Origin of the sequence: Extensimonas vulgaris (genome assembly GCF_003337425.1) — a bacterium.
Lineage (GTDB): Bacteria > Pseudomonadota > Gammaproteobacteria > Burkholderiales > Burkholderiaceae_C > Extensimonas > Extensimonas vulgaris.
Genome location: NZ_QPJU01000008.1, coordinates 20,551 through 47,541 on the forward strand (window position 1 = coordinate 20,551; position 26,991 = coordinate 47,541).

The following is a 26,991-nucleotide window of genomic DNA, read 5'->3' on the forward strand; positions in this document are numbered from 1 at the left end:
AAGATGACGCTATGGCGTGCCACAGCACACTGGAGCGGGCGATGGGAATCGAACCCACGTCTTGAGCTTGGGAAGCTCAGGTCCTGCCATTGAACGACGCCCGCGCAAGACACGTCGGATGTTCGGGAGCCGAGCCAAAGCTGTCACACCCTGCATCCGAGAGGGTGCCGATTATAAGAGCCTATTTTCCGTAGCGAGCAGCCTGTCGGACTTTGGGCGTCGAAAGCGAGAATGTGCCCCAGCGAGGCCAGTTTTTGCCGGATTCGCCGCCCCATAGCGGGACTATGGGGCAAGAAGACGGTAAAAAATGGGCCGCTGCGGCGCATTCGCAGCCGACGATTCCAAAGTCCGACAGGCTGCGAGCATGCAGGCGCAGCAACCGCGTCGCTGCGCCAGCGCCCACCTGCGGCTGCCGGCAGGCATGGCCGATAATCTGTCGCCACCGCAGTGCTGCGGTGTTTTTTACTCACTCAACGGGGACTTTTCACCATGGAAATCAAAGGCAAGGTATTCATCGTCACGGGCGGCGCATCGGGGCTCGGCGAAGGCTCGGCACGGCGGCTCGCGGCGCAGGGTGGCAAGGTGGTCATCGCCGACGTGCAGGTGGAAAAAGGCGAGGCCGTGGCCAAGGAGATCGGCGGCGCTTTCGTGAAGTGCGACGTGAGCAGCGAGGCCGATGGTCAGGCCGTGGTCGCCAAGGCGGTTTCCATGGGCAAGCTCATGGGCCTGGTGAACTGCGCGGGCATTGGGCCGGCGGAAAAAACTGTGGGCAAGAACGGCCCGCACCCGCTCGCGCTGTTCACCAAGACCATCACGGTGAACCTGATCGGCAGCTTCAACATGATCCGCCTCGCGGCCGCTGCGATGTGCAAAAACGAACCCGAGGCCGACACCGGCGAGCGCGGTGTGATGATCTCGACCGCGAGCGTGGCGGCGTTCGAAGGCCAGATCGGCCAGGCCGCGTATTCGGCGTCCAAGGGCGGTGTGGTCGGCATGACCTTGCCGATCGCCCGCGACCTGGCGCGCGACGGCATCCGCAACATGACCATCGCGCCCGGCATTTTCGGCACACCCCTGCTCATGAGCCTGCCGCAAAACGTGCGCGACTCGCTCGCTGCGAGCGTGCCCTTCCCGAGTCGCCTGGGCCGGCCTGACGATTACGCCAAGCTCGTACAGCACATCTTCGAAAACGACATGCTCAACGGCGAAGTGATCCGCATCGACGGCGCGATCCGCATGGCACCGCGCTAAAAATTCTGCGTTGCCAATCTTTCGATAGCTTCCAGCGCTTGATACACGGGCGCTGGAGGCTATTTTTACATGCAATCATCCGCCCGTGACGGGCGGGAAGAAAGCCACCTCGGCGCCGTCGTGCAGCGCAGCGTCCTCGCTCGCGAGCGTCTGGTCGAGCGCCATGCGCACGGCGCGGCTGCGCGTGAGGGCCTCGGCGTAGGCGCCACCGCGCGCGATCAGCGCATCGCGCAGCACGCCCAGCGTGGCAGCGTCGGTGTGCACGCTTTCGCTGCCCTGCCCCAGCGCCTCGCGGATCGCGGCGAAGTAGCGCACGGTGATGCGCTTTGCCGCGGGTTGAAGCGGTGCTGGCGCGGTCATGCCATCAGCTCCGCAAACGGCAGGTAGCGCACCGTGTCGCCGCGCGCGATGGGCTGGCCCGGCGGCACATCGACGATGCCGTCGGCCCACACGGTCGAGGTCAGCACGCCCGAGCCCTGGTTGGCAAACAACTCCAAACCGCCCTGCGCGTTGCGCCGCACGCGCAAAAATTCGCGCCTTTGGTCCGCTTTGCGCCAGTCGAAATGCGCCGCCGCACCAATGAAGCGCGGCAACACGTCGGCCACGCCTTGCAGGCGCAGCACAAACGGCCGCACGAGCAGCATGAAGGTGATGAGGCTGGACACCGGGTTGCCCGGCAGGCCGATGAAATGCGTGGGGCCGCTTTTGCCCGCTACGCCGCCCGCAGTGCCGCCCGCAGTTCCGCCTTGTGTGGCCGCGTCGATGTGCCCATAGGCGAACGGCTTGCCCGGCTTGATCGCGATCTGCCACAAATCGAGCCGCCCGAGCGCCTGCACTGCGGGCTTGACGTGGTCTTCTTCGCCCACCGAGACACCGCCGCTGGTCAAAATCAAATCATGCTGCGCGCTCGCCGTGCGCAGCGCCGCCACGGTGGCCTCGCGCTGGTCGGGAACGATGCCCAGGTCGGTGACGTGGCAGCCCAGGCGCTGCAGCAGCGCGCGCAGAAAGAAGCGGTTGCTGTTGTAGATGGCGCCGGGCGGCATGCGCTCGGGCGGCAGCTCGCCCGGCATGACGAGCTCGTCGCCCGTGGAGAACAAAGCCACGCGCGGGCGCTGCACCACCTGCAGCTTGTCCATGCCGATGCTGGCCGCGAGGCCCAGCGCCGCAGGCGTGAGGCGCGTGCCGGCGCGCAGTACCACGGCGCCGCGCGTGATGTCCTCGCCCGCACGGCGTATGGCCTGGCCCGGTTGGGGCACGGTGTGGATGCGCACGCGGCCCAAAGCGGGCGCATCGGGTGTGTCGGATGCGCCCACGGAGGCAGAGGCGCCCGCGTCCGCACCCGAAAGGGCCTCGCAGTTTTCCTGCATCACCACGGCGTCGGCGCCGGGCGGCACGGGCGCGCCCGTGAAGATGCGCGCCGCGGTGCCCGGCTGCAGGGGCTGGCCGCTGCTGCCCGCGGCGATGCGCTGGGCCACGCGCAGCACGGTGCCGGCAGCGGGCACGTCGGCGCAGCGCAGCGCGTAGCCGTCCATGGCGCTGTTGTCCTGCGGCGGCACGTGCAGCGGCGAGACGGCGTCCGCCGCCAGCACGCGGCCGTCGGCATCCCAGGTGGCGACCGTGTCGCGGCCCGGCAGGGGCGTGGCGCGCGCGAGCAGCTCGGCCAGGGCTTCGTCGAAGGGCTTCAAGGGCGGATGTTTCATCGTCATGCGGGGAACTTGCCAGAGAGGTGACGGGCTGGATCGTAATCAAAACGCTCGGCCTGCGTGCGCAGCCATTGCGCGACTTGTTGCGGCGCGTCGAGCGGCAGCACGGGCCGCTGCGTGGGCTCGGGCAGGCGCTCGGGCGCGTCGGTTGCGATGGCGACGACGAACATGTCGTGCGGATAGAGCACGGCGCGCTCGGCTTCGCCAGGCTGCGCAGGACGCCAGACCTCGATCTTCGGCAGATCGCTCCACTTGTAGCCTTCGACCAGCACCCAGTCCACGCCGTCGTAGAGCTCGGCGATCAGCTGGTGCACGCTGAGCTGCACGGGCTGCTCGAACTCGCGCTGCAGCGCCAGACGCCGATCGGACGCCACCAGCACCTCGAAAGCGCCCGCGACGCGGTGCCGGAAGCTGTCTTTGCCCGGATGGTCGATGTCGAACCTGTGGTGCGCGTGCTTGACCACCGACACGCGCTGGCCCTGCTCACGCAGCGCGGGGATGATCTGTTCGATCAGCGTGGTCTTGCCCGCGCCGGAAAACCCGGCAAAGCCGACGACTTTCATGTCATGCGCCCCTGGAAACTATATTTTTAATAGCTACTTGCGCTTGATATATCTGCACAAAAGCCGTTTTTCATCATGAATCGCAATGCTGCGCGATGTAGTCCTTGACGCGCTGCACCTCGGCCGGCAGCACCTGCACGCGGCGCGGCAGGTTTTCGATGCCTGCAAAGCGCGCTGGGCGCTCGGGCTCGTGCCCCAGCGCCTCGCGGATCGTGGCGGCGAATTTGATCGGCAACGCGGTTTCGAGCACGATCATGGGCACGCCCGGCTGCACGTATTCGCGCGCCACCTTGACGCCGTCGGCGGTGTGCGGATCGATCGTCACGCCAAACCGCGCATACACATCGCGAATCGTCGCCAAGCGGTCTGCGTGCGTGCTCTTGCCGCTCACGAAACCGTAGCGCGCGCGCACTTCGGCAAAGGCCGGATCGGCGCTCAGGTCGAACTGCCCGTGCTGCGCGAGCGCGTCCTGGAACAGTGCCTTGACGCGCGCGCCGTCGCGCCCCAGCAGGTCGAAGATGAAGCGCTCGAAGTTGCTCGCCTTGCTGATGTCCATGCTCGGGCTGCTGGTTTCGTGCGTGTCGCGGCTCGCGCGCACGCGATAGACCCCCGTGCGGAAGAACTCGTCGAGCACGTCGTTCTCGTTCGTCGCCACCACGAGCCGGTCTATGGGCAGGCCCATCATGCGCGCCACGTGGCCCGCGCAGACGTTGCCAAAGTTGCCGCTGGGCACGCTGAAGCTGACTTTTTCGCTCTCCGATGCCGTGGCCTGAAAATAGCCCGCAAAGTAATACACCACCTGCGCGAGCAGCCGCGCCCAGTTGATCGAGTTGACGGTGCCTATGCGGTAGCGGCGCTTGAAGTCCAGGTCGTTGCTCACGGCCTTGACGATGTCCTGGCAGTCGTCGAACACGCCTTCGATCGCCAGGTTGTGGATGTTCGCGTCCTGCAGGCTGAACATCTGCGCCTGCTGAAACGGGCTCATGCGCCCGTGCGGGCTGAGCATGAACACGCGGATACCACGCTTGCCGCGCATCGCGTATTCAGCCGCGCTGCCGGTGTCGCCGCTGGTCGCGCCCAGAATGTTGAGCGCCTCGCCACGGCGCGCGAGCTCGTATTCGAACAGGTTGCCCAGCAGCTGCATGGCCATGTCTTTGAAGGCGAGCGTGGGGCCGTTCGAGAGTTCTTCAAGGTAAAAGCCGTCTTCTAGGAGCCTGTCGGACTTTGGAATCGTCGGCTGCGAATGCGCCGCAGCGGCCCATTTTTTACCGGCTTCTTGCCCCATAGCACCACTATGGGGCGGCGAATCCGGCAAAAACTGGCCTCGCTGGGGCGCATTCTCGCTTTCGACGCCCAAAGCCCGACGGGCTCCTAGCTTTTTCAAAGGCGTGATCGCGCGCGTACCGAACACCTCTGGCGTGTAGGTTTTTTCGCACAGGCGGCGCAGATCGGGCGCGGGAATGTCGTCGATGTAGAGCGACAGCAGCTCGAACGCGAGCGCCGCGTAGCCCTGCTCACGATACACCGCGCGCAGTGCCCGCAGCCGTGCGGCGTCGATCTGCGGGTAGTGCGCTGGCATGTAGAGCCCGCCGTCGGGTGCCAGCCCCTCGAGCAGGATGTCGCAAAACTTGCGCGGTGTGCGGTCGCCGCGGGTGGAGAGGTAGTGCATCAGGCCAGCTCCTCCTTGCGAATGCGCACGATGGGTGCGAGCACGGTGGGCAACTGCTGCATCTGCGCGAGCGCGGCGTCCATCAGACCTTCGCGGGTTTCGTGGGTGAGGATGATGAGGTCGGTTTGCGGCACGGCCGGGCTTTCGGCGGAAGTCGGCTCCTGGCCGCTCACCTGATCCGCCTCGCGCTGCAGCACGGCGTCTATGCTGATACCGGCCTCGGCCAGCAGGCCCGTGACCTTGGCGAGCACGCCCACCTGGTCGGCCACGCGCAGGCGCAGGTAGTAGGCCGTGACCACCTCGCGCATGGGCAGCACGGGCAGGCTGTCCATGGCGGCGTCCAGCGTGTGCGGCTGGAAGGCCAGGTGCGGCACGCGGTGCTCGGGGTCGGCGGTGTGCAGGCGTGCAATATCGACCAGATCGGCGATCACGGCGCTGGCCGTGGGCTCGCTGCCCGCGCCCTTGCCGTAGTAAAGCGTGGTGCCCACGGCGTCGCCCTGCACCATGACGGCGTTCATCGCGCCTTCGACGTTCGCAATCAGGCGCGCGGCGGGCACCAGGCTGGGGTGCACGCGCAGCTCTATGCCCTTGTCCGCGCGCTTGGTGATGCCCAGCAGCTTGATGCGGTAGCCGAGCTGCTCGGCGTACTGGATGTCGGTGGCCGCGAGGCGCGTGATGCCTTCGATGTAGGCCTTGTCGAACTGCACCGGGATGCCGAACGCGATCGCGCTCATCAGGGTGACCTTGTGCGCGGCGTCCACACCCTCGATGTCGAAGGTCGGGTCGGCCTCGGCGTAGCCCAGGCGCTGCGCCTCTTTGAGCACTGCGGCAAAGTCCAGTCCCTTGTCGCGCATTTCGCTCAGGATGAAGTTGGTGGTGCCGTTGATGATGCCGGCGATCCACTCGATGCGGTTGGCCGTGAGCCCTTCGCGCAGCGCCTTGATGATGGGAATGCCGCCCGCGACCGCGGCCTCGAAGGCCACCATCACGCCCTGGCGCTGCGCGGCCGCGAAAATCTCGCTGCCGTGCACGGCCAGCAGCGCCTTGTTGGCCGTGACCACGTGCTTGCCCGCGGCGATGGCTTCGAGCACCAGCGTCTTGGCGATGCCGTAGCCGCCGATGAGCTCGACCACGATGTCGATCGCGGGGTTCGCGATCACCTGACGCGCGTCGCTGACCACGGCCACGCCCTCGCCCACGATCTCGACGGCGCGTGCGACGTCGAGATCCGCCACCATGGTGATCTCTATGCCGCGCCCGGCGCGGCGGCGGATTTCTTCCTGGTTGCGGCGCAACACCTTGAACACGCCGCTGCCCACAGTGCCTATGCCCAGCAGACCTACTTGAATGGGTTTCATGAATTTATCCATAAAAAATGCCTCTAGCGCTTGATGGACAAGCGCGAGCAGCTATCAAAACAAAACTATTCAGAGCATCTTGTCGGTGCCGCAGCGCTTGCGGTACTGCGCCAGAAAACGCGCCACGCGCCCTATGGCCTCGCGCAGGTCGTCCTCGTGCGGCAGGAACACGATGCGAAAGTGATCGGGCGCGTGCCAGTTGAAGCCCGTGCCCTGCACCAGCATCACGCGCGTTTCCTGCAGCAGCTCAAGGAAGAACTGCTGGTCGTCGTCGATCGGGTAGATGAGCGGATCGAGGCGCGGAAACATGTACAGCGCCGCCTGCGGCTTGACGCAGCTCACGCCGGGGATGGCGGTGATGAGCTCGTAGGCCAGGTCGCGCTGCTTGCGCAGGCGCCCGCCTTCCTTGACCAGGTCGTTGATGCTCTGGTAGCCGCCCAGCGCCGTCTGGATCGCCCACTGCCCTGGCACGTTGGAGCACAGGCGCATGTTCGAGAGCATGTTGAGCCCCTCGATGTAGTCGCGCGCGGGCTTTTTGTCGCCCGACACCACGAGCCAGCCCGCGCGGTAGCCGCACGAGCGGTAGGCTTTGGAGAGCGAATTGAAGGTCAGCGTAAGCACGTCCTGGCTCAGCGAGGCCAGCGGCGTGTGCTGCACACCGTCGTAGAGCACTTTGTCATAGACCTCGTCGGCAAAGATCACGAGGCCATGTTGCCGCGCGAGCGCCACGATGCCCTGCAGCAACTCGGGCGAATACAGCGCGCCCGTGGGGTTGTTGGGGTTGATGACCACGATGCCGCGCGTGGCGGGCGTGATCTTGCGCCGGATGTCGTCGAGGTCGGGCATCCAGCCGTTGCTCTCGTCGCACAGGTAGTGCACGGGCGTGCCGCCCGAGAGGCTCACGGCCGCCGTCCACAGCGGGTAGTCGGGCGAGGGCACGAGCAGCTCGTCGCCGTTGTCGAGCAGCGCATTGGTCGCCATCACGATGAGCTCGCTCGCGCCATTGCCCAGGTAAATGTCGTCGAGCGTGACGCCCGCGATGCCGAGCTTTTGCGTCTCGTGCATCACGGCCTTGCGCGCCGCGAAAATGCCTTTGCTGTCGGAATAGCCCGCCGAGTTCGGCAGGTTGCGGATCATGTCCTGCTGGATCTCTTCGGGCGCATCGAAGCCGAACACCGCCAGGTTGCCGATGTTGAGCTTGATGATCTTGTGCCCCTCTTCTTCCATCTGCCGCGCCGCGTCCATGATGGGCCCGCGGATGTCGTAGCACACATTGGCAAGCTTGGCGGATTTTTGGATGATTTTCATAAGCGGACGGCAATCCAGGGGCGGCAGCCCCAGAGTGATGGCAAAAGCGCCGAAAACCTATAATTTGACCATAGATCGGTGGCCGGATCGGCGGATTTTGCCGCTGGCGCACGACGGGAATCCGCCTGCGGCGCTTCACTGCCGCGCACGCCTTGGCACCGCCGCCTCGCGCACTTTTTTGAACTGCCCATGAAATTCGCGCCCGAACGCTCCGAAGCACAGACCATCCGCGGCTACGGCCCCGGCTGGATCGCCGTCGAGAGCGAAAAAATCACCCACAGCGTCATCCTCGCCTCGGACGGGCTGCGCCTGGACTGGGACTGCGCACGCTTTGAAGACCTCGGCCCGGGCCACTTTGCCACCCTTGTGGCGCAGCTCGCGGCAGCGTCTGCAGCGCAGGCCAACGAGCGCCCCGTCGAAGTGCTGCTGCTGGGCAGCGGCAGCCGCCACCGCTTCGTCCCCGCGGCCTGGCTGCAACCGCTCGTGGCCATGGGCCTGGCGCTGGAAACCATGGATACGGCCGCCGCGTGCCGCACCTTCAACGTGCTCGCGCATGAAGGGCGCAAGGTGGTCGCGGCGCTGGTGCTCGAAACGCCGCCGTCCTGACGCAAAACCCCAGGACTCGGCACCGCGCCGTGCACCTGCGGGTTTGGGATTCGACGTAACGCTTTGTTTGTAAAGCATTACGCAGTAAAATCGCAGGTTGCGGCCGGGGGATGGTGCTTTTTGGGTTCCTGCCTCGAATTCCAGCCTTTTGATGTGCTCCCGGCTTTCCAACGACTACCTCCAGAGAGACTGAAAGCCATGGCGATCGTTGTCAACAAACCCCTGCCTGAATTCGAAGCCAACGCCACCGGCGGAATCAAGGTATCCAACACTTCGCACCTGGGCCAGATCCTGGTGCTTTATTTTTACCCCAAGGACAACACGCCGGGCTGCACCACCGAGGCCATGCAGTTCCGTGACAAATACAAAGACTTCGTCAAGGCCGGCGCGGCACTCTTTGGCGTGTCGCGCGACAACATGAAATCGCACGAAGACTTCAAGGCCAAGCTCGAACTGCCGTTCGAGCTCATCGCCGACACCGAAGAAAAAATGTGCCACATGTTCGGCGTGGTCAAAAACAAGATCATGTACGGCAAAAAGGTCAAAGGCATAGAGCGCAGCACCTTCCTCGTCGGCCCCGACGGCGTGCTGCTGCAAGAGTGGCGCGGCATCAAGGTGCCCGGCCATGTCGATGAAGTGCTCAAGGCCGTCAAGGCTGTCAAGGCACTCAACAAGAAAGCCGCCTGAGTCTTTCCACGTCAGTTCAGAGCCAGTTCACGAAGCGTAGGCATAATGGTCTGATGCCCTTGAGCATTGCACTGCGCCCACTCCTCCTTCCAGCCGCCGGGGTTTCCTGGCGGCTTTTTGTTTTTTGCGCCATCTCTCTTCTCATCCCACCATGCCCCTGCCCCCTGCCCCGCGCCGCCGCGCCGACCGTTTGAACCCCGAAACCCTGCTCCCCCAAGCCCCTGCGGCTGCGCGCACCATTGCACGCCCCGAAAAAATCCCCGCCCTGCAGCTCGCGCCAAACACCGCACCCGCAGAGCAATCCGCTGCACCCGTCGCACCCCTTTCATCCCGCGCCCCCGAAGCTGCGCCAATGCCCCCTGCCCCGCGCGCGCGCGCTGTGCGCCCGGGCAGCCGCAAGGAACCAATGCCACAGGCCCCCGCCGCCACCAAGGCGCCGGCGGCCGCAAGCGCACCGAGCCCGAAAAAGCGCCGCGCCACAGGCCCGGCCAAGCTCTTCGTGCTCGACACCAACGTGCTGCTGCACGACCCGAGCAGCCTGTTCCGCTTCGAGGAACACGACATCTTCCTGCCCATGATCGTGCTCGAGGAGCTCGACGCGCACAAAAAGGGCACGACCGAGGTCGCGCGCAACGGCCGCCAGGCCAGCCGCACGCTGGACGCGCTGGCCGCCCTGCACGCGGGCGACATGGCGCTGGGCCTGCGCCTCGACGCCACGGGCCAGCGCACGGCCAAGGGGCATCTGTTCTTCCAGACCGCGCCGCTCGACTATCCGCTGCCCACCAGCCTGCCGCCGGGCAAGGCCGACAACCAGATCCTCGGCGTGGTCGAGGCGCTGCGCAAGCTGCACGCGCCGCGCGAGGTGGTGCTGGTTTCCAAAGACATCAACATGCGCGTCAAGGCGCGTGCGCTGGGCCTGACCGCCGAGGACTACCAGAACGACAAGGTGCTCGAGGACGGCGACCTGCTTTACGCCGGCGTGCTCGCGCTGCCACCCGACTTCTGGAGCCGCGCGGGCAAGCACATCGAGAGCTGGCAAAACGGCGCGCACACCTACTACCGCATCGGCGGGCCGCTGGTGGCGCAGCTGTTGATCAACCAGTTCGTCTATTTCGAGGCCCCGGGCGAGCCCAGCCTGTTCGCGCGCGTGGTCGAGATCCGCGACAAAAGCGCCGTGCTGCAAACGCTCACCGACTACGGCTCGCCCAAAAACGCCGTCTGGGGCGTGACCACGCGCAACCGCGAGCAAAACTTCGCGATGAATCTGCTCATGGACCCGAGCATCGACTTCGTCACGCTCGCGGGCACGGCAGGCACGGGCAAGACGCTCATGGCGCTGGCCGCGGGCCTCACGCAGGTGCTCGACGAGCGCCGCTATACCGAGATCATCATGACCCGCGCCACCGTGAGCGTGGGCGAGGACATCGGCTTTCTGCCCGGCACCGAAGAGGAAAAAATGGGGCCGTGGATGGGCGCGCTCGACGACAACCTCGAATTTCTCGCCAAGGGCGACGGCGGCAACGCCGGCGAATGGGGGCGCGCCGCAACCAACGAGCTGATCCGCAGCCGCATCAAGATCAAGAGCATGAACTTCATGCGCGGGCGCACCTTCCTGAACAAATACGTGATCATCGACGAGGCACAAAACCTCACGCCCAAGCAGATGAAGACCCTGGTCACGCGCGCCGGCCCCGGCACCAAGATCATCTGCATGGGCAACCTGGCGCAGATCGACACGCCCTACCTCACCGAGGGCTCTTCGGGCCTGACTTACGCCGTCGATCGCTTCAAGGGCTGGCCGCACAGTGGCCACGTCACGCTCGCGCGCGGCGAGCGCTCGCGCCTGGCCGATTTTGCGAGCGAGGTGCTGTGATCCTCGCTGGCTGTACAGAGTATGCTCAGGGCCCCGCGCCGCAACAGGCGGGGTGCGCCGGCAGCTTTCGAGACTCCTTTTTCGATAGCTGCTAGCGCCCGTAGATACTGCGCAAAGTACCTTTTTTGCTTATATTTTCACCATTGAAGGAAGTGAACATGACCCGTGAAGTCGTCGTCGTCAGCGCCGTACGTACCGCCATTGGCACCTTTGGCGGCAGCCTGAAGGACATCCCGACCGTCGATCTCGCCGCCACCGCGCTCAAAGAGGCGCTCGCGCGCGCCCAGGTCGAGGGCAAGGACGTGGGCCACGTGGTGTTCGGCCACGTGGTCAACACCGAGCCGCGCGACATGTACCTCTCGCGCGTGGCTGCGATCAACGCCGGTTGCCCCAAGGAGACGCCCGCGATGAACGTCAACCGCCTGTGCGGCTCGGGCCTGCAGGCCATCGTGAGCGCGAGCCAGGGCATTCTGCTCGGCGATTACGACGTGGCCGTGGGCGGCGGCGCCGAGAACATGAGCCGCGCGCCCTACGCCTCGCTCGCCACGCGCTGGGGCGCGCGCATGGGTGACACCAAAATGGTGGACATGATGGTCGGCGCGCTGCATGACCCGTTCCACAACATCCACATGGGCGTGACGGCCGAGAACGTGGCCAAGGAATTCGGCATCACGCGCGAAGACCAGGACGCCCTGGCGCTCGAGAGCCACCGCCGCGCCGAGCGCGCCTGGGCCGAAAACCGCTTCGCGGGCCAGATCGTGCCCGTGATGGTGAAAACCAAGAAAGGCGAGGTCGCGTTCGAGAAGGACGAGCACTTCCGCCCCGGCGCCAAGCTCGAGGACTTCCAGAAGATGAAGCCCGTGTTCGTGAAGGAAAACGGCACCGTCACGGCCGCCAACGCCAGCGGCATCAATGACGCCGCCGCCGCCGTGGTGCTGATGGAAGCTGCTGCCGCCAAGGCGCGCGGCGCCAAGCCGCTCGCGCGCCTCGTGGGCTACGCGCACGCCGGCGTGGAGCCCAAGCTCATGGGCATAGGCCCGGTGCCCGCGACGCAGATGCTGCTGAAAAAGACCGGCCTCACGCTCGACCAGATCGACGTCATCGAAGCCAACGAAGCCTTTGCCGCGCAGGCCTGCGCCGTCACCAAGGGCCTGGGCGCCGACCCGGCCAAGGTCAACCCCAACGGTTCGGGCATTTCGCTGGGCCACCCGATCGGCGCGACGGGCGCCTTGATCACCGTGAAGGCTTTGTACGAGCTGCAGCGCATCCAGGGCCGCTACGCGCTCGTGACCATGTGCATCGGCGGCGGCCAGGGCATCGCGGCCATTTTTGAACGCATGTAACGCAGGCCATCGGCGGGCACACGCCACACCTCCAAAGGGCGCCAGCAACTACCTGCCGGCGCCCTTTTGCTTTGCCGTCTCACCCCGAAGCGGGTTTCAAATACAGCACGCTCAGCGGCGGCAACAGCAGCGATAGCGATTGCGCATAGCCGTGCGCAGGCACGGCCTCGGTGTGCGCGCCACCGCCATTGCCCATGCCACTGCCGCCGTACGCCGTTGCGTCGCTGTTGAGCAGTTCCTGCCAGTACCCCGCCTGCGGCACGCCGATGCGGTAGTGCGCGCGTGGCACGGGCGTGAAGTTGCACACGATCAGCACCACATCCTGCTCGGCATCCTGTCCCTCGGGGCCGCGGCGCAGAAAGCTCAGCACCGAGGCTTCCCAGTCGTGAAAATCGACCCAGGCAAAGCCCTCGGGCACGAAGTCTTGCGCGTGCAAAGCCGGCTGCGCGCGCTGGCAACGGTTCAGGTCGCTGACCCAGCGCTGCACGCAGGCGTGCAGCGGATACTGCAGCACGTGCCACTCGAGGCTTTCCTCGTGCTGCCATTCGCGCCGCTGGCCGAATTCACCGCCCATGAACAGCAGCTTTTTGCCCGGGTGCGCCCACATGAAGCCATAAAGCACCCGCAGGTTCGCAAATTGCTGCCACTCGTCGCCGGGCATCTTACCGATCAGCGCGCCCTTGCCGTGCACCACCTCGTCGTGCGACAGCGGCAGGATGAAGTTCTCGCTGAAGGCATACCAAATGCTGAAAGAGATTTGCCCATGGTGATGGCGCCTGTACAGCGGATCATGCTGCAAATAGCGCAGCGTGTCGTGCATCCAGCCCATGTTCCACTTGAGGCCGAAACCCAGCCCGCCCATGCTCACGGGCCGCGACACCATGGGCCAAGCCGTCGATTCCTCGGCGTAGGTCTGGATGTCGGGGTGGTCGCGGTAGGCCGCCGTGTTGAGCTGGCGCAAAAATTCGATGGCGTCCAGGTTTTCGCGCCCGCCGTAATGGTTCGGAATCCAACCCCCCTCGGGGCGGGCGTAGTCGAGGTAGAGCATCGAAGCCACGGCATCGACGCGCAGGCCGTCGATGTGATAGTGCTCGAGCCAGAACAGCGCGCTCGACAGCAGGAACGCGCGCACTTCGTTGCGGCCGTAGTTGAAGATCGCGCTGTTCCATTCGGGGTGAAAACCCTGGCGCGGGTCGGCGTGCTCGAACAAATGCGTGCCGTCGAAAAACGCCAGGCCGTGCGCATCCGTCGGGAAGTGCGAGGGCACCCAGTCGAGGATCACGCCTATGCCCGCCTGGTGCAGGTAATCGACCAAATACATGAAGTCCTGCGGCGTGCCGTAGCGTGACGTGGGCGCGAAGTACCCCGTGGTCTGGTAGCCCCACGAACCGTAAAACGGGTGCTCCATGATGGGCAGCAGCTCCACGTGCGTGAAGCCCAGCGCCTGCACGTGCTCGGCCAGCAGCGGCGCGATTTCGCGGTAGCTCAGAAAGCGCTGGCCCTCTTCGGGCACGCGCCGCCACGAGCCCAGGTGCACCTCGTAAACGCTGATGGGCGCGTCGAGCGCGTTGGCGCTGCGCCTGCGCGCCATCCAGTCCTGGTCGCCCCAGGCGTAGTCGAGCGCCCAGACGCGCGAGCCCGTGCGCGGGGGCAACTCGGCGTAGATGGCGAACGGGTCGGCCTTGTCCACGGCATAACCCTGGTGGCGCGACTGGATGTGGAACTTGTAAACGTCGCCTTGCTGCACGCCGGGGATGAAGCACTCCCAGATGCCCGAATGATCGGTGCGCGGCACGCAAGGATGCGCATCCTTGGCCCAGCCGTTGAAGTCGCCGATCACACTCACACGCGCCGCATTGGGCGCCCACACTGCGAACTGCACGCCCGCCACGCCGTCCACCGTAGCAAAATGCGCGCCGAGCTTTTCGTACAGACGGCAGTGCGTGCCCTCGCGAAACAGGTAAACGTCGTGCTCGGCCAGCAAGCTTGGCACTTGCGTGGTTTGCGCTTGCACCGATGGCATCAATCACGCACCACGAGCACAGGGATGTGCACCAGGCTCAGGATGCGCTGCGTCACGCTGCCAAGCATGAGCTTTTCGAGGCCGCGACGGCCATGCGAGCCCATGACGATGAGGTCGGCACCCACGTTCTTGACCGCATCGACGATGGCGTCGTGCACCACATGCCCTTCGGCAATGACCCCTTCGGCCTGCACCCCCGCCTCGGCCATGGCTTTTTTGGCCGCATCGATGGCGCTGTTGGCCTCTGCCGTTGCCGCAGTCAGGTATTGCTCCTGCCCATAGCCGAAGTCCGCCCCTACGCCCGTGAACGGATAAGGATCGATCACATACAGCAAAGTAACCTTGCTGCCAAAGGTCTTGGCCAAGCCCGCGGCCTTGGACACCGCGAGCATGGAAGTCTTGGAGCCGTCGATGGGAACCAAAATGTGCTTGAACATGCGATTTCTCCTAAAAAATGCCTGGCCGGGCCAGTTGGAATGGGCTTAGTGTGACATCGCGCGCGCCGCACGACTTGATGCGCATCAACGCCGGTCTATGCGATGCTATCAAAACGTGTGCGCGTACCGCAGCTCCAAAAATGTCTCGCCGGGATTGGGCTCTTTGAACCCCGCGTTCGAAACATGCTTGACGTAAAGCCCGAGTTCCTGCTCCTGCTGCGCCCCAAAAACCCTTCCAACGCCCAGGTGGTCGCTGAAATTCCAGCGCGACCCAAATCGCTTGTCGCCCACCTCGTAGGTCTTGTGCAGGTACGAGGCGCCAATCCCCGCGTCCACGAACCAGGGTGACGCACCTTCATCGAAGTGATAGCGGAACATGGGCACCACGCCTATCTGGGCATAGTATTTGCGCTGCCCTTCGCGGGCGTCACCGTCCCAGCCGCTGAGGTAAAAATTCCAGGCCATGCTGATACGTCCGTCCCAGAGCTTTTGCTGCATGGGCAAACTCAGCCCCAGCGCGGCCGTGCTGGCCTTGCCGTTGTTGTCCAGACTGTGTCCAGCCTCCAGATAAATGGACCGGCGTTGCTCGAACTGCTGTGCCCAAGCATTTGCGCCCGGCGCTGCGGCGGCCACGAGCGCCGTCAGAAGGCAAGAAACCACGCCCAGCGCGTGCGCTGGCAGTAAAAAACGGGGGGAAAAGGCGATGGAAGACATTTTTACACTCCTTATTTTTTAGAATTTTGGCATTTTCCAGGCCCGCACTGCGTTGCGCCGGACAATCGCCGAATACCTTACCTGCGAAAGCGCACTTCGTTTTCGAATTCTGAAGCCAAGGCCATGCCACACATTCTTGCGATCTGCCTCGGTGCCTGCGCGGGTGCGCTGCTGCGCTGGGGGTTGGGTTTATGGCTCAGCCCGGGCGGAGTGATCCCCTGGGGCACGCTGGCCGCAAACCTGCTCGGCGCTTACCTCGTGGGGCTGTGCGTAGGCGTATTCCAGGCGCTGCCACAGCTCGACCCGGTCTGGCGCCTCGCGCTGGTCACGGGTTTTTTGGGCGCCCTCACGACTTTTTCGAGCTTTTCGGCCGAAGTCGTGGCGCTGCTTTTACAGCAGCGCCATGCCCTGGCGCTGGGCACCGTGGCGCTACACCTTGGCGGCTCTTTGCTGCTGACGGTACTGGGCTTGCAAACCGTCGATATCTTGCTGCGATTCCTGCGGCTACCATAGCAGCCTGTCGGACTTTGGAATCGTCGGCTGCGAATGCGCCGCAGCGGCCCATTTTTTACCGTCTTCTTGCCCCATAGTCCCGCTATGGGGCGGCGAATCCGGCAAAAACTGGCCTCGCCGGGGCGCCTTCTCGCTATCGACGCCCAAAGTCCGACAGGCTGCTAGCGCCCGGCATTTTTTTCGGAGTATCCATGTCATCCCTCCTGTTTTCGTGCATTGCCCGCAACGCCGGCACACCCCCGCATCTGCGCTGCAATGCGGCGCGCCATCAGCGTCTTACTTATCGGGCTGCCCGCAGCCTGGAGGCGCAGCCATGAGCACAGACGCACAAGGCATTGACGCGCGCGTGCTCGCACACTTGCAAACTTGGCAAGGCAAAACCGAGACCTTGCACGATGACATCACCGCCGCGCCCATGCGCGGGCTTGCGGCGACGCTGGACCGCGACGACGAGGCCCCGCTGCCGGGCACTCCGCTGCCGCCGCTGTGGCATTGGCTTTACTTCTTGCCGCAGGTGCGCCAAAGCGGCATCGGCCCCGACGGTCATCCGCGCCGCGGCGGTTTTCTGCCGCCCGTGCCGCTGCCGCGGCGCATGTGGGCCGGCGGGCGCCTGCAATGGGAGGCCGACAACCCGCTGGCGCTGGGCGACACGGTGCGGCGCATCTCGCGCATCGAGTCGGTGACGCACAAAGCGGGGCGCAGCGGCGACCTGCTTTTCGTGCTCGTGCGGCATGAAATTTTCAACGCGCGCGGCCTGGCGCTGACCGAGGAGCAAGACCTCGTCTATCGCCCCGCCGCGCAGCCCGGCGACCCGGCGCCTGCGCCCACGCAGGCAGCGCAGGACGCACCCTGGCAGCGCGCGCTGGTGCCCGACCCGGTGCTGCTGTTTCGCTACTCGGCGCTGACCTTCAATGGCCACCGCATCCACTACGACCGCCAGTACGCGACCGAGGTCGAGTGCTACCCCGGCCTGGTCGTGCACGGGCCGCTGCTCGCGACGCTGCTGCTCGACTTGCTGCGCCGCCACCTGCCGGCCGCGCGTGTGCAGCGCTTCGAGTTCAAGGCGCTGCGCCCCACCTTCGACCTGCACCCGTTTCGCGTGCACGGCGCGCCGGCCGAAGGCGGTCGCAGCGCGCGCCTGTGGAGCAGCGACCACGAAGGCTGGCTCACGATGCAGGCGGCGGCGCAATTGTTCTGAAATGCAGACCGGACTCAGCCAAGGCGTCTACCCCCAAAATTCCCCTCGTTTTTCTTGAAGCGAACACTATGCACTCCAGCCACCCCGACACACACGATGCCCCCCACGATGCCTCGCTCATCGCCTTCATCGGCGGCGGCAACATGGCCAGCGCCCTGATCGGCGGCCTGCTGCGCCAGGGGCATGCACGCGAGCGCATCCTGGTCGTCGAACCCTGGGCCGAGGCGCGCGCCGCCTTGCTGCGCGTGCACGGGATTGCGGCGCTGGCCGAAGCCGGCCCGGCGCTCGCGCAGGCAGGCACCGTGGTCTGGGCCGTGAAACCGCAGACCTTCCGCGACGCCGCTGCGCAAGCCGGCCCGCATACCGCCAAGGCGCTGCACCTGAGCGTGGCGGCGGGCATACGTTCGGACAGCATCGCGCGCTGGCTGGGCAGCGAGCGCATCGTGCGCTGCATGCCCAACACGCCGGCGCTGATCGGCCTGGGCATGAGCGCGCTCTATGCCCGCCCCGCCGTGGGCGCAGCCGAACGCGCGCGCGTGGAGGCCATCATGGCGCCGACGGGCGAATTCCTGTGGGTCGAGGACGAAGCGCAGCTCGACGCCGTGACCGCGCTCTCGGGTTCGGGGCCGGCGTATGTGTTTTATTTCCTCGAAGCCATGGTGCGCGCCGGCACGGCGATGGGGCTCTCGCCCGCGCAGGCGCACCAGCTCGCCGTGGGCACCTTTGCCGGCGCGGCGCAGCTCGCGCAGCGCTCGGATGAGCCGCCCGCCGTGCTGCGCGAGCGCGTCACTTCCAAGGGCGGCACGACCTACGCGGCACTGCAGTGCCTGGAGCACCACCGCGTGGCCGAGCACTTCATCGAGGCGATGGAAGCCGCACGCGAGCGCGCGCGCGAGCTCGGGGATGAGTTCGGCGCCTGAGTTGTTTTATAGGCAAAATCGCCGCTAAGCCCAGGTATTTCGTGCGCTGGCAGCTATCAAAACATTAGCTCTTGAGGGCGTAGCCAAGCACGATGCCTGCAAACAGCGTGCAGCCCAGCCAGTGGTTTTCGCGGAAGGCCTTGAAGCAGCCTTCACGGCTGCGCGTGCGGATCAGGCTCCAGTGCCACACGACCTGCGCGAGTGCAAGCCCGAGCGCTACGTAAAACGGAGTGCCTAGCGCATACGGCGCAAGCACCCAGGCCCAAATGGCCAGAAAAATCAGGTAAAACGCCGTGATCGCCGCCACGTCGAAGCGCCCGAGCGTAATGGCCGAGGTTTGGATGCCTATGCGCAGGTCGTCGTCGCGATCGACCATGGCGTACTCGGTGTCGTAGGCCAAGACCCAGAACAGGTTGCCGAACCACAGCAGCCAGGCAGCAGCCGGCACTTGCCCTTGCACGGCGGCAAAGGCCATCACGATGCCGAAGCTGAAAGCCACGCCCAGCACGGCCTGCGGCATCGCAAAAAAGCGCTTGGTGTAGGGGTAAAAAATCGTCACGAGCAGCGCCGGTACCGAGCACAGCACGGCGGCGGTGCTGGTGGTGAGCACGAGCGCAAAGGCCAGCAGCGCCAGCACGGCGGCGACGAGCAGCGCCTCGCGCACCGACACCGCCCCGGTGGTGACGGGCCGTTGCGCCGTGCGCTTGACGTGGCGGTCGAAGGCGCGGTCGGCCACGTCGTTCACGCAACAGCCGGCGCTGCGCATGAGCACCGTGCCGAGCACGAACACGGCCAGCAGGTGCCAGCCCGGAAAGCCGCCCGCTGCCACCCACAGGCCGCTGAGCGTGGGCCACAGCAGCACGAGCCAGCCGGCGGGCCGATCCCAGCGGATCAGGTCGAGGTACAGCGCAAAGCGGCTGCGCGGCACCACCGGGGGAGAAGGTTGCATCGAAGTCGTGGACATGGGCCCGATTTTGGCGCATCTGCGGGCGCGGGCAAGGTCATTCGAGCCGTAAAGAGCACCCTACGGCCACGCCGTGCAGGAATTCGGCAAGCTCGGCAGCGATTTCGCCTTGCCGGGCCAGATTTTGTGCGCGCAAAGCGGCCTGCACGAAATCGCGCCGCGCACCCACGCCTTGTTGCAGGCGCGTGGCCTCTTGCAGCCAGCGCTGCATGCGCGGCGGCAGCAGGGCGCGCAGCGCTTCGATGTTGTAGCGCAGGCGCTTGGCGAGGATGCGTGCGCGGTGCTGGTCGGCGACGTGGCCGCTGTGTTCGGCCCGGTCACAGGCGTGCTGCCATTGGGCGTAGAGCTTTTCGACGCGGCGGCGCAGCCAGCGGCGCAGCGCATCGGCATGGCCCTTGAGCGCGGCAGCGGCGTTTTGCGGCAGCGTCCAGGCCGCGGGCTCGGGCAGGGTGTGCAGCCATTGCAACAGCCCGAGCAGCGCCAAACCCGTGGCAGGCTGCTGCAACACGGCGCGCAAAGCCGCGCGTGCCTGCGTCGCCGCCTGGGCAAAGGCTTGCTCGGCCACCAACCAATGCTGGGCACGTTGCGTCTCGGGTGCAGACACACCGGGCGCGCCACCAGGCTCGAGCGCAACTGCTGCGCCCTGCGCGTCGCGTATCAGATACGCCGTACGCAACGCCGGCAGCACCTGCGTGACGGCCACGTCGAGGTCGCGCAGCGCGCCCAGGTGTTCGAGCAGCGGAGCAAGTTGCGCGCGTTCGGGCGGATCGGCCTGCGCGAGTGCGGGCCGAAACAGGCGCTGGGCGCTACGTAGGCGCCGCCAGCCCACGCGCGCCTGGTGCACGAGTTCCGGGTCGTCGGCGTGGCACAGCGCGTGCAAATTCGCGCTGAACTGGCCCCACATTTCCGACAGCATGGCGAATGCGAGCGCGGGCAATGGCTGCCCCGGCGCCAGGTCGGGTGGGTGCGCGCGCCGCGGCGCATACAGCTTGCCTTGCGCCAGCGCAAACCCACGTTCGGCTTTGCTCGCCGCAAGCGGCAGCACGGCCACGTGCGCCGCGATCTGGTGCGCCAGATCGAACAGGTCGGCAGGGGCGCCGGCCCGCAGTTCGAGCTCGACTTCGGCGATCGGCGCGGTGCGCTCACCCGCCTCGATCTGCCCTATGTCAAGCGCTACCTCAATGATAGCGCCGCCACGCCGGCGCAGCGTCCAGGTGGTGCGCTCGAAGCGGGTGACAAAACACGGCTGCAACGCTGCGGCGACACCGCCGTCCGCATCCAGCCGCTGCCATACGGGCAAAGCACGCAGCGCCGCGAGGTCGAGCCCGGGGCCGGCCACCGGGCTTTCCCACTCGCCGCGCCAGCTCAGCGCCGAGTCGCTGTGATCCTCGGTCTTGAGCGCTTGCAGCCAGCGCTGCGCGGCAACTGCGTCGGCTTCGCCCGCACCCTCACCCGCGCCATGGGCCTCGACCCTGCGCAGGCGCAATGCAGCGCGCTGGCTGCGCAAGTATTGCGCAGGGGTATCGAAATAAACGCTGTGCAGCTGGCGCCGCTGCGCTTTGTGCCGTGCCAACGCTGGCACGCGCGCAAGGGCACGCGCCCACGTCACAGCATCACCGCCAGGCAACGCGAGCTTGAGCTCGATCTCCTGCCCTGCCGCCGCGTGGGCTTCCATGGCCATGCGAGGCTGCCGTTACCGCTACCGTATCGCGCTTCGAGACGGCTCTCACTCTTCGAGCAGCGCGCGCAGCATCCAGGCGGTTTTTTCGTGCACCATGAGGCGCTGCGTGAGCAGGTCGGCCGTGGGTTGGTCACCGGCTTTTTCCGCGATCGGAAAGATGTTGCGTGCAGTACGGGCCACGGCCTCATGGCCTTCGACGAGGATGCGCACCATCTCGAGCGCCTTGGGCGGCGTGCTCGGCGCGTCGGGCACGCTCGCGAGGCGGCCGAAGTCGGCGTAAGAGCCCGGCGCCACGTGACCCAGCGAGCGGATGCGCTCGGCGATCGGATCGACGGCGTTCCACAGCTCGGTGTATTGCTCCATGAACATGGTGTGCAGCGTGTTGAACATGGGGCCCGTGACGTTCCAGTGGAAGTTGTGCGTCGTCAGGTACAAGGTGTAGGTGTCGGCGAGCAGGCGCGACAGCCCTTCTGCAATGGCGGCGCGGTCTTTGTCGCTGATGCCGATTTGGATAGACGGTGCCTGGTTTTTGCTGGCTTTGGCCATGGTTTTCTCCTTGAGGTTGAAACTATCCGAAGAACGGGCACTGGTTTTTGCGCTTGCAAAAGCTTAGCGCAAGTTGCTTACCGGCTCGTGTATTTGGGGGCATCCGGATGGACATAAAGGGCGCTCATTTGACTTTGAAGTGCGCGAGCGCCGGATCGTCGGGCGGGTAGTGCAGGTCGAGATTGCGCAGCACCTCGCGCAGCACGAGGGCAACCATGAGGTTGCGGTGTGTTTTCGAGTCGGCCGGCACGATGGTCCAGGGCGCCCAGGGCGTGTGTGTGGCGGCGAGCAATTGCGCGTAGGCTTGCTGGTATTCGGCCCAGTGCTTGCGCGCGTTCACGTCGTCCATCTTGAACTTCCAGCGCTTGGTCGGATCGTCGATGCGCTCCTGCAGACGGCGGCGCTGCTCCTCGGCGCTGATGTGCAGCATGAATTTGAGCACCACGGTGCCGGTTTCGCTCAGCAGGCGCTCGAAGTCGTTGATGTGCAGGAGCCGCTGGCGATGCTGCGCGGCGTCGATGGCGCCGCTGACCACGGGCACGAGCACGTCTTCGTAGTGGCTGCGGTTGAACACCGTGAATTCGCCCGCCCCTGGCACGCGCTGGTGGATGCGCCAGAGGTAGTCGTGCGTGCATTCGACACCCACGGGCGCCTGCCAACCCACGGCGTGCACGCCCAGCGCGCTCATGCGGCCGAACACGGTGCGTATGGTGCCGTCTTTGCCCGAGGCGTCGGTGCCCTGCAGCACCACGAGCAGCTTGAATCGGCGGTCGGCGTAAAACAAGTCCTGCAGCGCGTCGAGCTCGACGGCCAGGGCTTCGACTTCAGCCTTGTCGCGCACTTTGTCGCCGAACGAAAACGGCTCGGCCGCCGGGTCGAATGCGGCCAGATCGATCTGCGGAATGGCTTTGCCGGTTTTGCCATTCTTGCCCTCGAGCAAGGGCGACCACTGCGGTGGCTGCCACTTGACCCAGCGCCGCGCGAGTTCTTTGTTGCTGCTCTCGAAAGGGTTGGCCATGCGGTGCTTTTGCGAAGTGATACTACTTTTAGGATAGCTGTTAGCGCTTGATGTGTCTGCGCTAGTGCAGTGTTTGATGCTTGATGCGACCAATAAAACCGATGGATTTTTGGTCTGGGCAAGGCGCAAACCGCAGCGATACCGGGTGGTATCGCGAGGATTTGCAACGCGGCCCCAGGCCGAAAAGACGCGGTTTTATGTCGCAGATAGCGTCGAACACTGCACTAGGAGCCTGTCGGACTTTGGGCGTCGAAAGCGAGAATGCGCCCCAGCGAGGCCAGTTTTTGCCGGATTCGCCGCCCCATAGCGGGACTATGGGGCAAGAAGCCGGTAAAAAATGGACCGCTACGGCGCATTCGCAGCCGACGATTCCAAAGACCGACAGGCTCCTAAAAGCCATTTTGACGCAAATGTGACCGTCATGCCGAAGCCGGCGGCTGCGGGCCTTGCAAGGTGGCGTGCCAGAATGGGCAGGTTTGTTTGTGCCTTCGTTTTTTGGAGGATGGGCCGATGACACTACCGACAACCATGCGTGCCATGCTGCTCGATCGCCCGGGCACGCCACTGCGCCTCGCGCAGCTGCCCGTACCCAGCCCGGCCGAGGGCCAGATCCTGCTCGCCGTGCAGGCTTGCGGCGTGTGCCGCACCGACTTGCACCTGGTCGATGGCGAACTGCCCGACCCCGTGCTGCCCATGGTGCCCGGCCACGAGATCGTCGGCACGGTGGCCGCGCTGGGCCCGGGCGTGCAAGGCTTGCATATAGGCCAGCGCGTGGGCGTGCCCTGGCTCGGCTGGACCTGCGGCCACTGCCGCTACTGCCGGCGCGGGCAGGAGAACCTGTGCGAGCGGGCGCGCTTCACCGGCTACCAGTTGCCCGGCGGCTACGCCGAATACACGCTGGCCGACGCGCGCTACTGCTTCGCGCTGCCCGAGGAGCCCGCACCCGAGCACCTCGCGCCGCTGCTGTGCGCGGGCCTGATCGGCTACCGTGCGCTGCGCCTGGCGGGCGACGCGCAGCGCCTGGGGCTGTACGGCTTTGGCGCGGCGGCGCACATCATTGCGCAGGTGGCCCGCGCGCAAGGACGCGAGGTGTTTGCGCTCACACGCCCCGGCGACACCGCGAGCCAGGAATTCGCGCGCAGCCTGGGCGCGGTGTGGGCCGGCGGCTCGGACGAAACGCCGCCCGAGCTGCTCGACGCCGCGCTGATCTTCGCCCCCGCGGGGTCGCTCGTGCCCACGGCGCTGCAGCATGTGGACAAGGGCTGCTGTGTGGTCTGCGCAGGCATCCACATGAGCGACATCCCGAGCTTTCCCTATGCCTGGCTCTGGGGTGAGCGCCAACTGCGCTCGGTGGCCAACCTCACGCGCCGCGACGGGGCGGAGTTTTTCGAGCTTGCCGCACGCACGCCGCTGCACACCGAGGTGCACTGCTTCGCGCTGGAGCAGGCCAACGAGGCGCTCGAGCAGCTGCGCCGCGGCGCCTTCCAGGGCGCGGCGGTGTTGCGCATCTGATCCAAGCCGAGGACGCGACAAGGGGATTGCCATGACGAAACCCTCGCCAAATGCACCCGGCGGCAGCCACGCCGCAGGCTCGCTCGAGCAACTGGTGCATATTCCCGCAGGCGCCGCTGCCATCGAAGGTGCGCTGGCGCTGCCTGCCGCAGCGGCCGGCCTCGTGCTGTTTGCGCACGGCAGCGGCAGCAGCCGGCACAGTCCGCGCAACAACTACGTGGCCCGGGTGCTGCGGGAGCGGGGCCTGGGAACGCTGCTGCTCGACCTGCTCACGCCCGAGGAAGACCAGGACGTGCGCACCCGCTTCGACATCCCGCTGCTCACCGAACGCCTTCGCGCAGCCACGCGCTGGGTGCGCGCGCAACCCGCCACGCAAGCCCTGCCCTTGGGCTACTTTGGCGCGAGCACGGGCGCGGCCGCGGCCTTGATGGCGGCGGCAGCGCTGGGCCCGCAGGTGCAGGCCGTGGTCTCGCGCGGCGGCCGCCCCGACCTCGCCGGACATGCGCAGCTCGCACGGCTGCAGTGCCCCGTACTGCTGTTGGTGGGCGGACGCGACGAAGAGGTGCTCGCGCTGAACCGCCTGGCCGCGGCGCAGATGCGTTGCCCACACGAGATCGTCGTCATTCCCGGGGCCACCCATTTGTTCGAGGAACCGGGCACGCTCGAAGCCGTCGCGCAATGCGCGGCCGACTGGTTCGTGCGCTATCTCACGCGCTCTGCGCGCTGAGCTTTTCCAGTGGCTGGATCAGCGCGTGCGGCTCTCGCGCAGCAGCGCGACCACTTCATCGTCCTCGACCTGCGGGAACTGCTCGTAAAACTGCCCCACGGCCTGAAGGTGTGGTGGCGCCTGCAGGCAGACCACTTCGTCGGCGAGCGTGCGCACCTTTTCAAGCGCCTCGGGCGACGCCACCGGGACGGCGCAGACCAGGCGCTGCGGCTTGCGCGCGCGCAGGCCATGCAAGGCCGACACCATGGTCGCCCCCGTGGCCAGGCCGTCGTCGACCACGATGACGATGCGCCCTGCCGGGTCTATGGGCGGGTGGATCGGCGTGTACTGCGCGCGGCGCGCACGTATCGTTTCGAGCTGGCGCTGCTTTTCCGCGGCGATGTAATCCTTGTCGGCACCGACTTCTGCGGCGTAGGGCGCGAGGTAGGTCCAGCCGCTTTCATCGATGGAGCCGATCGCGAGCTCCGGCTGGTAGGGCGCACGCAGTTTGCGCACCAGCACCACGTCAAGGTCGCCGCCCAGCGCTTGCGCAAGTGTCTTGCCCATAGGCACGGCGCCGCGCGGGATCGCAAGAACCAAAGGATGTTTGCCGCGGTAGTGCGCGAGGCGGGCGGCGAGCTGCAGGGCAGCATCGTTGCGGTCTTTGAAAATCATCGCAGGTCCTCGTTTGCGGGTTGCGGTGCGGCTGGGCCCGACAAGCGGCGCACAGACTCCTAGTGCAGTGTTCGACGCTATCTGCGACATAAAACCGCGTCTTTTCGGCCTGGGCCGCGTTGCAAATCCTCGCGATACCACCCGGTATCGCTGCGGTTTGCGCCTTGCCTAGACCAAAAATCCATCGGTTTTATTAGTCGCATCAAGCATCAAACACTACACTAGCCTGTGCTTGACAGGCGCCAGTCGATGGCTTTGATCGACGGCATGGGCGTATGGACGAGTGGTAGTGTAGTGTCCCTCAGGCTCGATTCTCAGCTCGAATCTCAGGCCCGAATTTCACCCCAGCAAGGAGCACTGCCGATGGCCGAACCCGCAAACACCGCAATGGACGCGTGCGCCGCGCAGATTCGCGCGGCCGCCGTGCCCCTCGATACCCCTGAAAACGCCGACCTCGGCGCGCTGCTCGAACGCATAGGCGACGCGCGCGTGGTGCTGATCGGCGAGGCCACGCACGGCAGCTCGGAGTTTTATCGCATGCGCGCGCGCATCACGCAGGCGCTGATCGAGCACAAAGGCTTCGACGCGGTCGCGCTCGAAGCGGACTGGCCCGATGCCGCACGCATAGACCATTACGTGCGTCAGCGGGACTTGCCGCCCGCCGAGTGGACGGCTTTTGCGCGCTTTCCGACTTGGATGTGGCGCAACCGCGAAACCGCCGATTTCATCAATTGGTTGCACGCGCGCAACGCCAGCCTGGAAAGCACTGCGCCCAAGCCCGCCGTCAAGACCGCGGTCTATGGGCTGGACCTCTACAGCATGTTCACCTCGATCGAGGCGGTGCTTGCGTTCCTCGATGCCGAAGACCCAGAAACGGCGCAGATCGCGCGCCTGCGCTACGGCTGCCTGACGCCCTGGCAGTCTGACCCTGCCGTGTACGGCCGTGCGGTGCTGACCGGGCGCTATCACTATTGCGCCGACCAGGCCGTGGCGATGCTGACCGAGCTGCTCGATCGGCGCATGCGCTACCTCGCACGCGACCCCGAGCGCTTTTTCGACGCGGTGCAAAACGCCCGGCTCGTCGCCGATGCCGAGCGTTACTACCGCGTGATGTATTACGGCGCGCACGAATCGTGGAATCTGCGCGACAGCCACATGTTCGAGACGCTGCAAGCCATCCTCACATTCCGCGGGGCTGCGTCCAAAGCCGTGGTCTGGGCGCACAACTCGCACGTGGGCAACGCCGCCGCGACGGAAATGACGGCGCGCGGCGAACACAACATCGGCCAACTGTGCCGCGAGCATTACGGCCATGGCGCCTACCTGATCGGCTTCGGCACGGACCGCGGCACCGTCGCCGCCGCCTCCGAGTGGGACGGCCCGATGGAAGTCATGCGCGTGCGCCCCGCGCATGCCGATAGCTATGAGGCGTTGTGCCGCGCCAGCGGTGTGCCGGCGTTCCTCTTGCCGCTGCGCCGTCCGCTCGGCGATGCACTGCGCGAAGCGCTGACCCCGCCGCGCCTGGAGCGCGCGATCGGCGTGCTCTATCGGCCGCAGACCGAACTCGCCTCGCACTACTTTCATGCCAACCTGCCCGAACAGTTCGATGAATACGTCTGGTTCGAGCAGACCCGGGCGATCACGCCGCTGGCCACCGAGGAGCTCGAAGGCGTGCCCGAGACCTATCCGTTCGGTTTGTGAAGCGCACTTGCAGTGCAACAGC

At 65.9% G+C, this 26,991-nt stretch carries 26 protein-coding genes and 1 tRNA gene; 12 read left to right on the forward strand and 15 right to left on the reverse strand.

Annotated features, from left to right (window positions below):
• Positions 1 to 30: 30 nt before the first annotated feature.
• Positions 31 to 104 (reverse strand) — tRNA-Gly (locus tag DFR45_RS11035).
• Between the two features lie 385 nt (positions 105 to 489).
• Between DFR45_RS11035 and DFR45_RS11040 the strand changes: the two genes are divergently transcribed.
• On the forward strand, positions 490 to 1,251 hold the full coding sequence (locus DFR45_RS11040) for a 3-hydroxyacyl-CoA dehydrogenase (RefSeq protein ID WP_114483806.1): 762 nt from the start codon (positions 490 to 492) through the stop codon (positions 1,249 to 1,251).
• A 75-nt stretch (positions 1,252 to 1,326) separates the two neighbouring features.
• Here the strand turns inward: DFR45_RS11040 and moaD are convergent, their stop codons facing one another.
• The 6 genes from moaD to DFR45_RS11075 all read right to left on the reverse strand — a co-directional run bounded on the left by moaD (position 1,327) and on the right by DFR45_RS11075 (position 7,852).
• A complete protein-coding gene (gene moaD / locus DFR45_RS11045) occupies positions 1,327 to 1,611 on the reverse strand; it encodes a molybdopterin converting factor subunit 1 (RefSeq protein WP_114483807.1) in 285 nt (94 codons plus the stop codon).
• Positions 1,608 to 2,957, reverse strand: coding sequence for a molybdopterin molybdotransferase MoeA (locus DFR45_RS11050; protein WP_421782537.1), 1,350 nt, complete (start codon positions 2,955 to 2,957; stop codon positions 1,608 to 1,610). The genes moaD and DFR45_RS11050 overlap by 4 nt, the downstream gene beginning before the upstream one ends.
• Positions 2,954 to 3,517 (reverse strand): molybdopterin-guanine dinucleotide biosynthesis protein B, encoded by a 564-nt coding sequence (mobB, locus tag DFR45_RS11055; protein WP_114483809.1) that lies wholly within the window; start codon positions 3,515 to 3,517, stop codon positions 2,954 to 2,956. The genes DFR45_RS11050 and mobB overlap by 4 nt, the downstream gene beginning before the upstream one ends.
• Positions 3,518 to 3,590: 73 nt before the next feature.
• The gene (thrC, locus tag DFR45_RS11060) at positions 3,591 to 5,186 is read right to left on the reverse strand and encodes a threonine synthase (protein WP_241659436.1); all 1,596 of its coding nucleotides are present in this window, start codon (positions 5,184 to 5,186) and stop codon (positions 3,591 to 3,593) included.
• The gene (locus DFR45_RS11070) at positions 5,186 to 6,544 is read right to left on the reverse strand and encodes a homoserine dehydrogenase (protein ID WP_114483810.1); all 1,359 of its coding nucleotides are present in this window, start codon (positions 6,542 to 6,544) and stop codon (positions 5,186 to 5,188) included. The genes thrC and DFR45_RS11070 overlap by 1 nt, the downstream gene beginning before the upstream one ends.
• Before the next feature lie 69 nt (positions 6,545 to 6,613).
• The gene (locus tag DFR45_RS11075) at positions 6,614 to 7,852 is read right to left on the reverse strand and encodes a pyridoxal phosphate-dependent aminotransferase (protein WP_114483811.1); all 1,239 of its coding nucleotides are present in this window, start codon (positions 7,850 to 7,852) and stop codon (positions 6,614 to 6,616) included.
• Between the two features lie 189 nt (positions 7,853 to 8,041).
• Here DFR45_RS11075 and DFR45_RS11080 point away from each other — a divergent pair, with 189 nt between their 5' ends.
• From DFR45_RS11080 to bktB, 4 genes are all read left to right on the forward strand, one after another.
• Positions 8,042 to 8,458, forward strand: a complete 417-nt coding sequence (locus tag DFR45_RS11080) for an Mth938-like domain-containing protein (protein ID WP_114483812.1) — start codon at positions 8,042 to 8,044, stop codon at positions 8,456 to 8,458.
• Positions 8,459 to 8,656: 198 nt separating this feature from the next.
• Positions 8,657 to 9,145, forward strand: a complete 489-nt coding sequence (locus tag DFR45_RS11085) for a peroxiredoxin (RefSeq protein WP_114483813.1) — start codon at positions 8,657 to 8,659, stop codon at positions 9,143 to 9,145.
• Positions 9,146 to 9,296: 151 nt separating this feature from the next.
• Positions 9,297 to 11,018: a PhoH family protein gene (locus DFR45_RS11090; RefSeq protein WP_114483814.1), complete on the forward strand. Its 1,722-nt coding sequence runs from the start codon at positions 9,297 to 9,299 to the stop codon at positions 11,016 to 11,018.
• Between the two features lie 158 nt (positions 11,019 to 11,176).
• Entirely contained in the window at positions 11,177 to 12,361 is a 1,185-nt protein-coding gene (gene bktB, locus DFR45_RS11095; protein ID WP_114483922.1) for a beta-ketothiolase BktB, read from the forward strand.
• A 79-nt stretch (positions 12,362 to 12,440) separates the two neighbouring features.
• On the opposite strand, the gene glgB is transcribed toward bktB, so the two are convergent.
• The 3 genes from glgB to DFR45_RS11110 form a co-directional block, all read right to left on the reverse strand.
• Complete coding sequence (gene glgB, locus DFR45_RS11100) at positions 12,441 to 14,384, reverse strand: 1,4-alpha-glucan branching protein GlgB (protein ID WP_114483815.1); 1,944 nt, start codon at positions 14,382 to 14,384, stop codon at positions 12,441 to 12,443.
• Complete coding sequence (locus DFR45_RS11105; RefSeq protein WP_114483816.1) at positions 14,384 to 14,821, reverse strand: universal stress protein; 438 nt, start codon at positions 14,819 to 14,821, stop codon at positions 14,384 to 14,386. The genes glgB and DFR45_RS11105 overlap by 1 nt, the downstream gene beginning before the upstream one ends.
• A gap of 108 nt (positions 14,822 to 14,929) precedes the next feature.
• The gene (locus tag DFR45_RS11110; RefSeq protein ID WP_114483817.1) at positions 14,930 to 15,535 is read right to left on the reverse strand and encodes an acyloxyacyl hydrolase; all 606 of its coding nucleotides are present in this window, start codon (positions 15,533 to 15,535) and stop codon (positions 14,930 to 14,932) included.
• A 123-nt stretch (positions 15,536 to 15,658) separates the two neighbouring features.
• Here DFR45_RS11110 and crcB point away from each other — a divergent pair, with 123 nt between their 5' ends.
• From crcB to proC, 4 genes are all read left to right on the forward strand, one after another.
• On the forward strand, positions 15,659 to 16,048 hold the full coding sequence (crcB, locus tag DFR45_RS11115) for a fluoride efflux transporter CrcB (RefSeq protein WP_114483818.1): 390 nt from the start codon (positions 15,659 to 15,661) through the stop codon (positions 16,046 to 16,048).
• Positions 16,049 to 16,239: 191 nt separating this feature from the next.
• Complete coding sequence (locus tag DFR45_RS14760; protein WP_277752687.1) at positions 16,240 to 16,365, forward strand: hypothetical protein; 126 nt, start codon at positions 16,240 to 16,242, stop codon at positions 16,363 to 16,365.
• Complete coding sequence (locus DFR45_RS11120; RefSeq protein ID WP_114483819.1) at positions 16,362 to 17,246, forward strand: HTD2 family dehydratase; 885 nt, start codon at positions 16,362 to 16,364, stop codon at positions 17,244 to 17,246. Before DFR45_RS14760 ends, DFR45_RS11120 begins: the two co-directional genes overlap by 4 nt.
• A gap of 68 nt (positions 17,247 to 17,314) precedes the next feature.
• The gene (gene proC / locus DFR45_RS11125; protein ID WP_114483820.1) at positions 17,315 to 18,166 is read left to right on the forward strand and encodes a pyrroline-5-carboxylate reductase; all 852 of its coding nucleotides are present in this window, start codon (positions 17,315 to 17,317) and stop codon (positions 18,164 to 18,166) included.
• A gap of 64 nt (positions 18,167 to 18,230) precedes the next feature.
• Here proC and ubiA read toward each other — a convergent pair whose 3' ends face one another.
• The 4 genes from ubiA to DFR45_RS11145 form a co-directional block, all read right to left on the reverse strand.
• Positions 18,231 to 19,130, reverse strand: coding sequence for a 4-hydroxybenzoate octaprenyltransferase (ubiA, locus tag DFR45_RS11130; RefSeq protein ID WP_422386744.1), 900 nt, complete (start codon positions 19,128 to 19,130; stop codon positions 18,231 to 18,233).
• Between the two features lie 37 nt (positions 19,131 to 19,167).
• Complete coding sequence (locus DFR45_RS11135) at positions 19,168 to 20,811, reverse strand: CYTH and CHAD domain-containing protein (RefSeq protein ID WP_241659435.1); 1,644 nt, start codon at positions 20,809 to 20,811, stop codon at positions 19,168 to 19,170.
• A gap of 45 nt (positions 20,812 to 20,856) precedes the next feature.
• Positions 20,857 to 21,357: a Dps family protein gene (locus DFR45_RS11140; RefSeq protein ID WP_114483822.1), complete on the reverse strand. Its 501-nt coding sequence runs from the start codon at positions 21,355 to 21,357 to the stop codon at positions 20,857 to 20,859.
• 124 nt (positions 21,358 to 21,481) lie between these two features.
• Entirely contained in the window at positions 21,482 to 22,375 is an 894-nt protein-coding gene (locus tag DFR45_RS11145; RefSeq protein WP_114483823.1) for a PPK2 family polyphosphate kinase, read from the reverse strand.
• Positions 22,376 to 22,903: 528 nt separating this feature from the next.
• On the opposite strand from DFR45_RS11145, the gene DFR45_RS11150 reads away from it, so the two are divergent.
• Together DFR45_RS11150 and DFR45_RS11155 are read left to right on the forward strand one after the other, a co-directional pair.
• Positions 22,904 to 23,887: a zinc-dependent alcohol dehydrogenase family protein gene (locus DFR45_RS11150; RefSeq protein WP_114483824.1), complete on the forward strand. Its 984-nt coding sequence runs from the start codon at positions 22,904 to 22,906 to the stop codon at positions 23,885 to 23,887.
• Between the two features lie 31 nt (positions 23,888 to 23,918).
• Positions 23,919 to 24,614: a dienelactone hydrolase family protein gene (locus DFR45_RS11155; protein WP_114483825.1), complete on the forward strand. Its 696-nt coding sequence runs from the start codon at positions 23,919 to 23,921 to the stop codon at positions 24,612 to 24,614.
• An 18-nt stretch (positions 24,615 to 24,632) separates the two neighbouring features.
• Here the strand turns inward: DFR45_RS11155 and DFR45_RS11160 are convergent, their stop codons facing one another.
• Positions 24,633 to 25,268 carry a phosphoribosyltransferase gene (locus DFR45_RS11160; RefSeq protein ID WP_114483826.1) on the reverse strand — a complete coding sequence of 212 codons (636 nt, stop codon included), beginning with the start codon at positions 25,266 to 25,268 and terminating at the stop codon, positions 24,633 to 24,635.
• 363 nt (positions 25,269 to 25,631) lie between these two features.
• Here DFR45_RS11160 and DFR45_RS11165 point away from each other — a divergent pair, with 363 nt between their 5' ends.
• Positions 25,632 to 26,969, forward strand: a complete 1,338-nt coding sequence (locus DFR45_RS11165) for an erythromycin esterase family protein (protein ID WP_241659434.1) — start codon at positions 25,632 to 25,634, stop codon at positions 26,967 to 26,969.
• Positions 26,970 to 26,991: the final 22 nt, after the last annotated feature.

Coding starts and splice junctions, on each gene's coding strand:
- DFR45_RS11040 (WP_114483806.1), top strand. CDS start 490: ATGGAAATCAAAGGCAAGGTATTCATCGTCACGGGCGGCGCATCGGGG.
- moaD (WP_114483807.1), bottom strand. CDS start 1,611: ATGACCGCGCCAGCACCGCTTCAACCCGCGGCAAAGCGCATCACCGTG.
- DFR45_RS11050 (WP_421782537.1), bottom strand. CDS start 2,957: ATGACGATGAAACATCCGCCCTTGAAGCCCTTCGACGAAGCCCTGGCC.
- mobB (WP_114483809.1), bottom strand. CDS start 3,517: ATGAAAGTCGTCGGCTTTGCCGGGTTTTCCGGCGCGGGCAAGACCACG.
- thrC (WP_241659436.1), bottom strand. CDS start 5,186: ATGCACTACCTCTCCACCCGCGGCGACCGCACACCGCGCAAGTTTTGC.
- DFR45_RS11070 (WP_114483810.1), bottom strand. CDS start 6,544: ATGAAACCCATTCAAGTAGGTCTGCTGGGCATAGGCACTGTGGGCAGC.
- DFR45_RS11075 (WP_114483811.1), bottom strand. CDS start 7,852: ATGAAAATCATCCAAAAATCCGCCAAGCTTGCCAATGTGTGCTACGAC.
- DFR45_RS11080 (WP_114483812.1), top strand. CDS start 8,042: ATGAAATTCGCGCCCGAACGCTCCGAAGCACAGACCATCCGCGGCTAC.
- DFR45_RS11085 (WP_114483813.1), top strand. CDS start 8,657: ATGGCGATCGTTGTCAACAAACCCCTGCCTGAATTCGAAGCCAACGCC.
- DFR45_RS11090 (WP_114483814.1), top strand. CDS start 9,297: ATGCCCCTGCCCCCTGCCCCGCGCCGCCGCGCCGACCGTTTGAACCCC.
- bktB (WP_114483922.1), top strand. CDS start 11,177: ATGACCCGTGAAGTCGTCGTCGTCAGCGCCGTACGTACCGCCATTGGC.
- glgB (WP_114483815.1), bottom strand. CDS start 14,384: ATGCCATCGGTGCAAGCGCAAACCACGCAAGTGCCAAGCTTGCTGGCC.
- DFR45_RS11105 (WP_114483816.1), bottom strand. CDS start 14,821: ATGTTCAAGCACATTTTGGTTCCCATCGACGGCTCCAAGACTTCCATG.
- DFR45_RS11110 (WP_114483817.1), bottom strand. CDS start 15,535: ATGTCTTCCATCGCCTTTTCCCCCCGTTTTTTACTGCCAGCGCACGCG.
- crcB (WP_114483818.1), top strand. CDS start 15,659: ATGCCACACATTCTTGCGATCTGCCTCGGTGCCTGCGCGGGTGCGCTG.
- DFR45_RS14760 (WP_277752687.1), top strand. CDS start 16,240: ATGTCATCCCTCCTGTTTTCGTGCATTGCCCGCAACGCCGGCACACCC.
- DFR45_RS11120 (WP_114483819.1), top strand. CDS start 16,362: ATGAGCACAGACGCACAAGGCATTGACGCGCGCGTGCTCGCACACTTG.
- proC (WP_114483820.1), top strand. CDS start 17,315: ATGCACTCCAGCCACCCCGACACACACGATGCCCCCCACGATGCCTCG.
- ubiA (WP_422386744.1), bottom strand. CDS start 19,130: ATGTCCACGACTTCGATGCAACCTTCTCCCCCGGTGGTGCCGCGCAGC.
- DFR45_RS11135 (WP_241659435.1), bottom strand. CDS start 20,811: ATGGCCATGGAAGCCCACGCGGCGGCAGGGCAGGAGATCGAGCTCAAG.
- DFR45_RS11140 (WP_114483822.1), bottom strand. CDS start 21,357: ATGGCCAAAGCCAGCAAAAACCAGGCACCGTCTATCCAAATCGGCATC.
- DFR45_RS11145 (WP_114483823.1), bottom strand. CDS start 22,375: ATGGCCAACCCTTTCGAGAGCAGCAACAAAGAACTCGCGCGGCGCTGG.
- DFR45_RS11150 (WP_114483824.1), top strand. CDS start 22,904: ATGCGTGCCATGCTGCTCGATCGCCCGGGCACGCCACTGCGCCTCGCG.
- DFR45_RS11155 (WP_114483825.1), top strand. CDS start 23,919: ATGACGAAACCCTCGCCAAATGCACCCGGCGGCAGCCACGCCGCAGGC.
- DFR45_RS11160 (WP_114483826.1), bottom strand. CDS start 25,268: ATGATTTTCAAAGACCGCAACGATGCTGCCCTGCAGCTCGCCGCCCGC.
- DFR45_RS11165 (WP_241659434.1), top strand. CDS start 25,632: ATGGCCGAACCCGCAAACACCGCAATGGACGCGTGCGCCGCGCAGATT.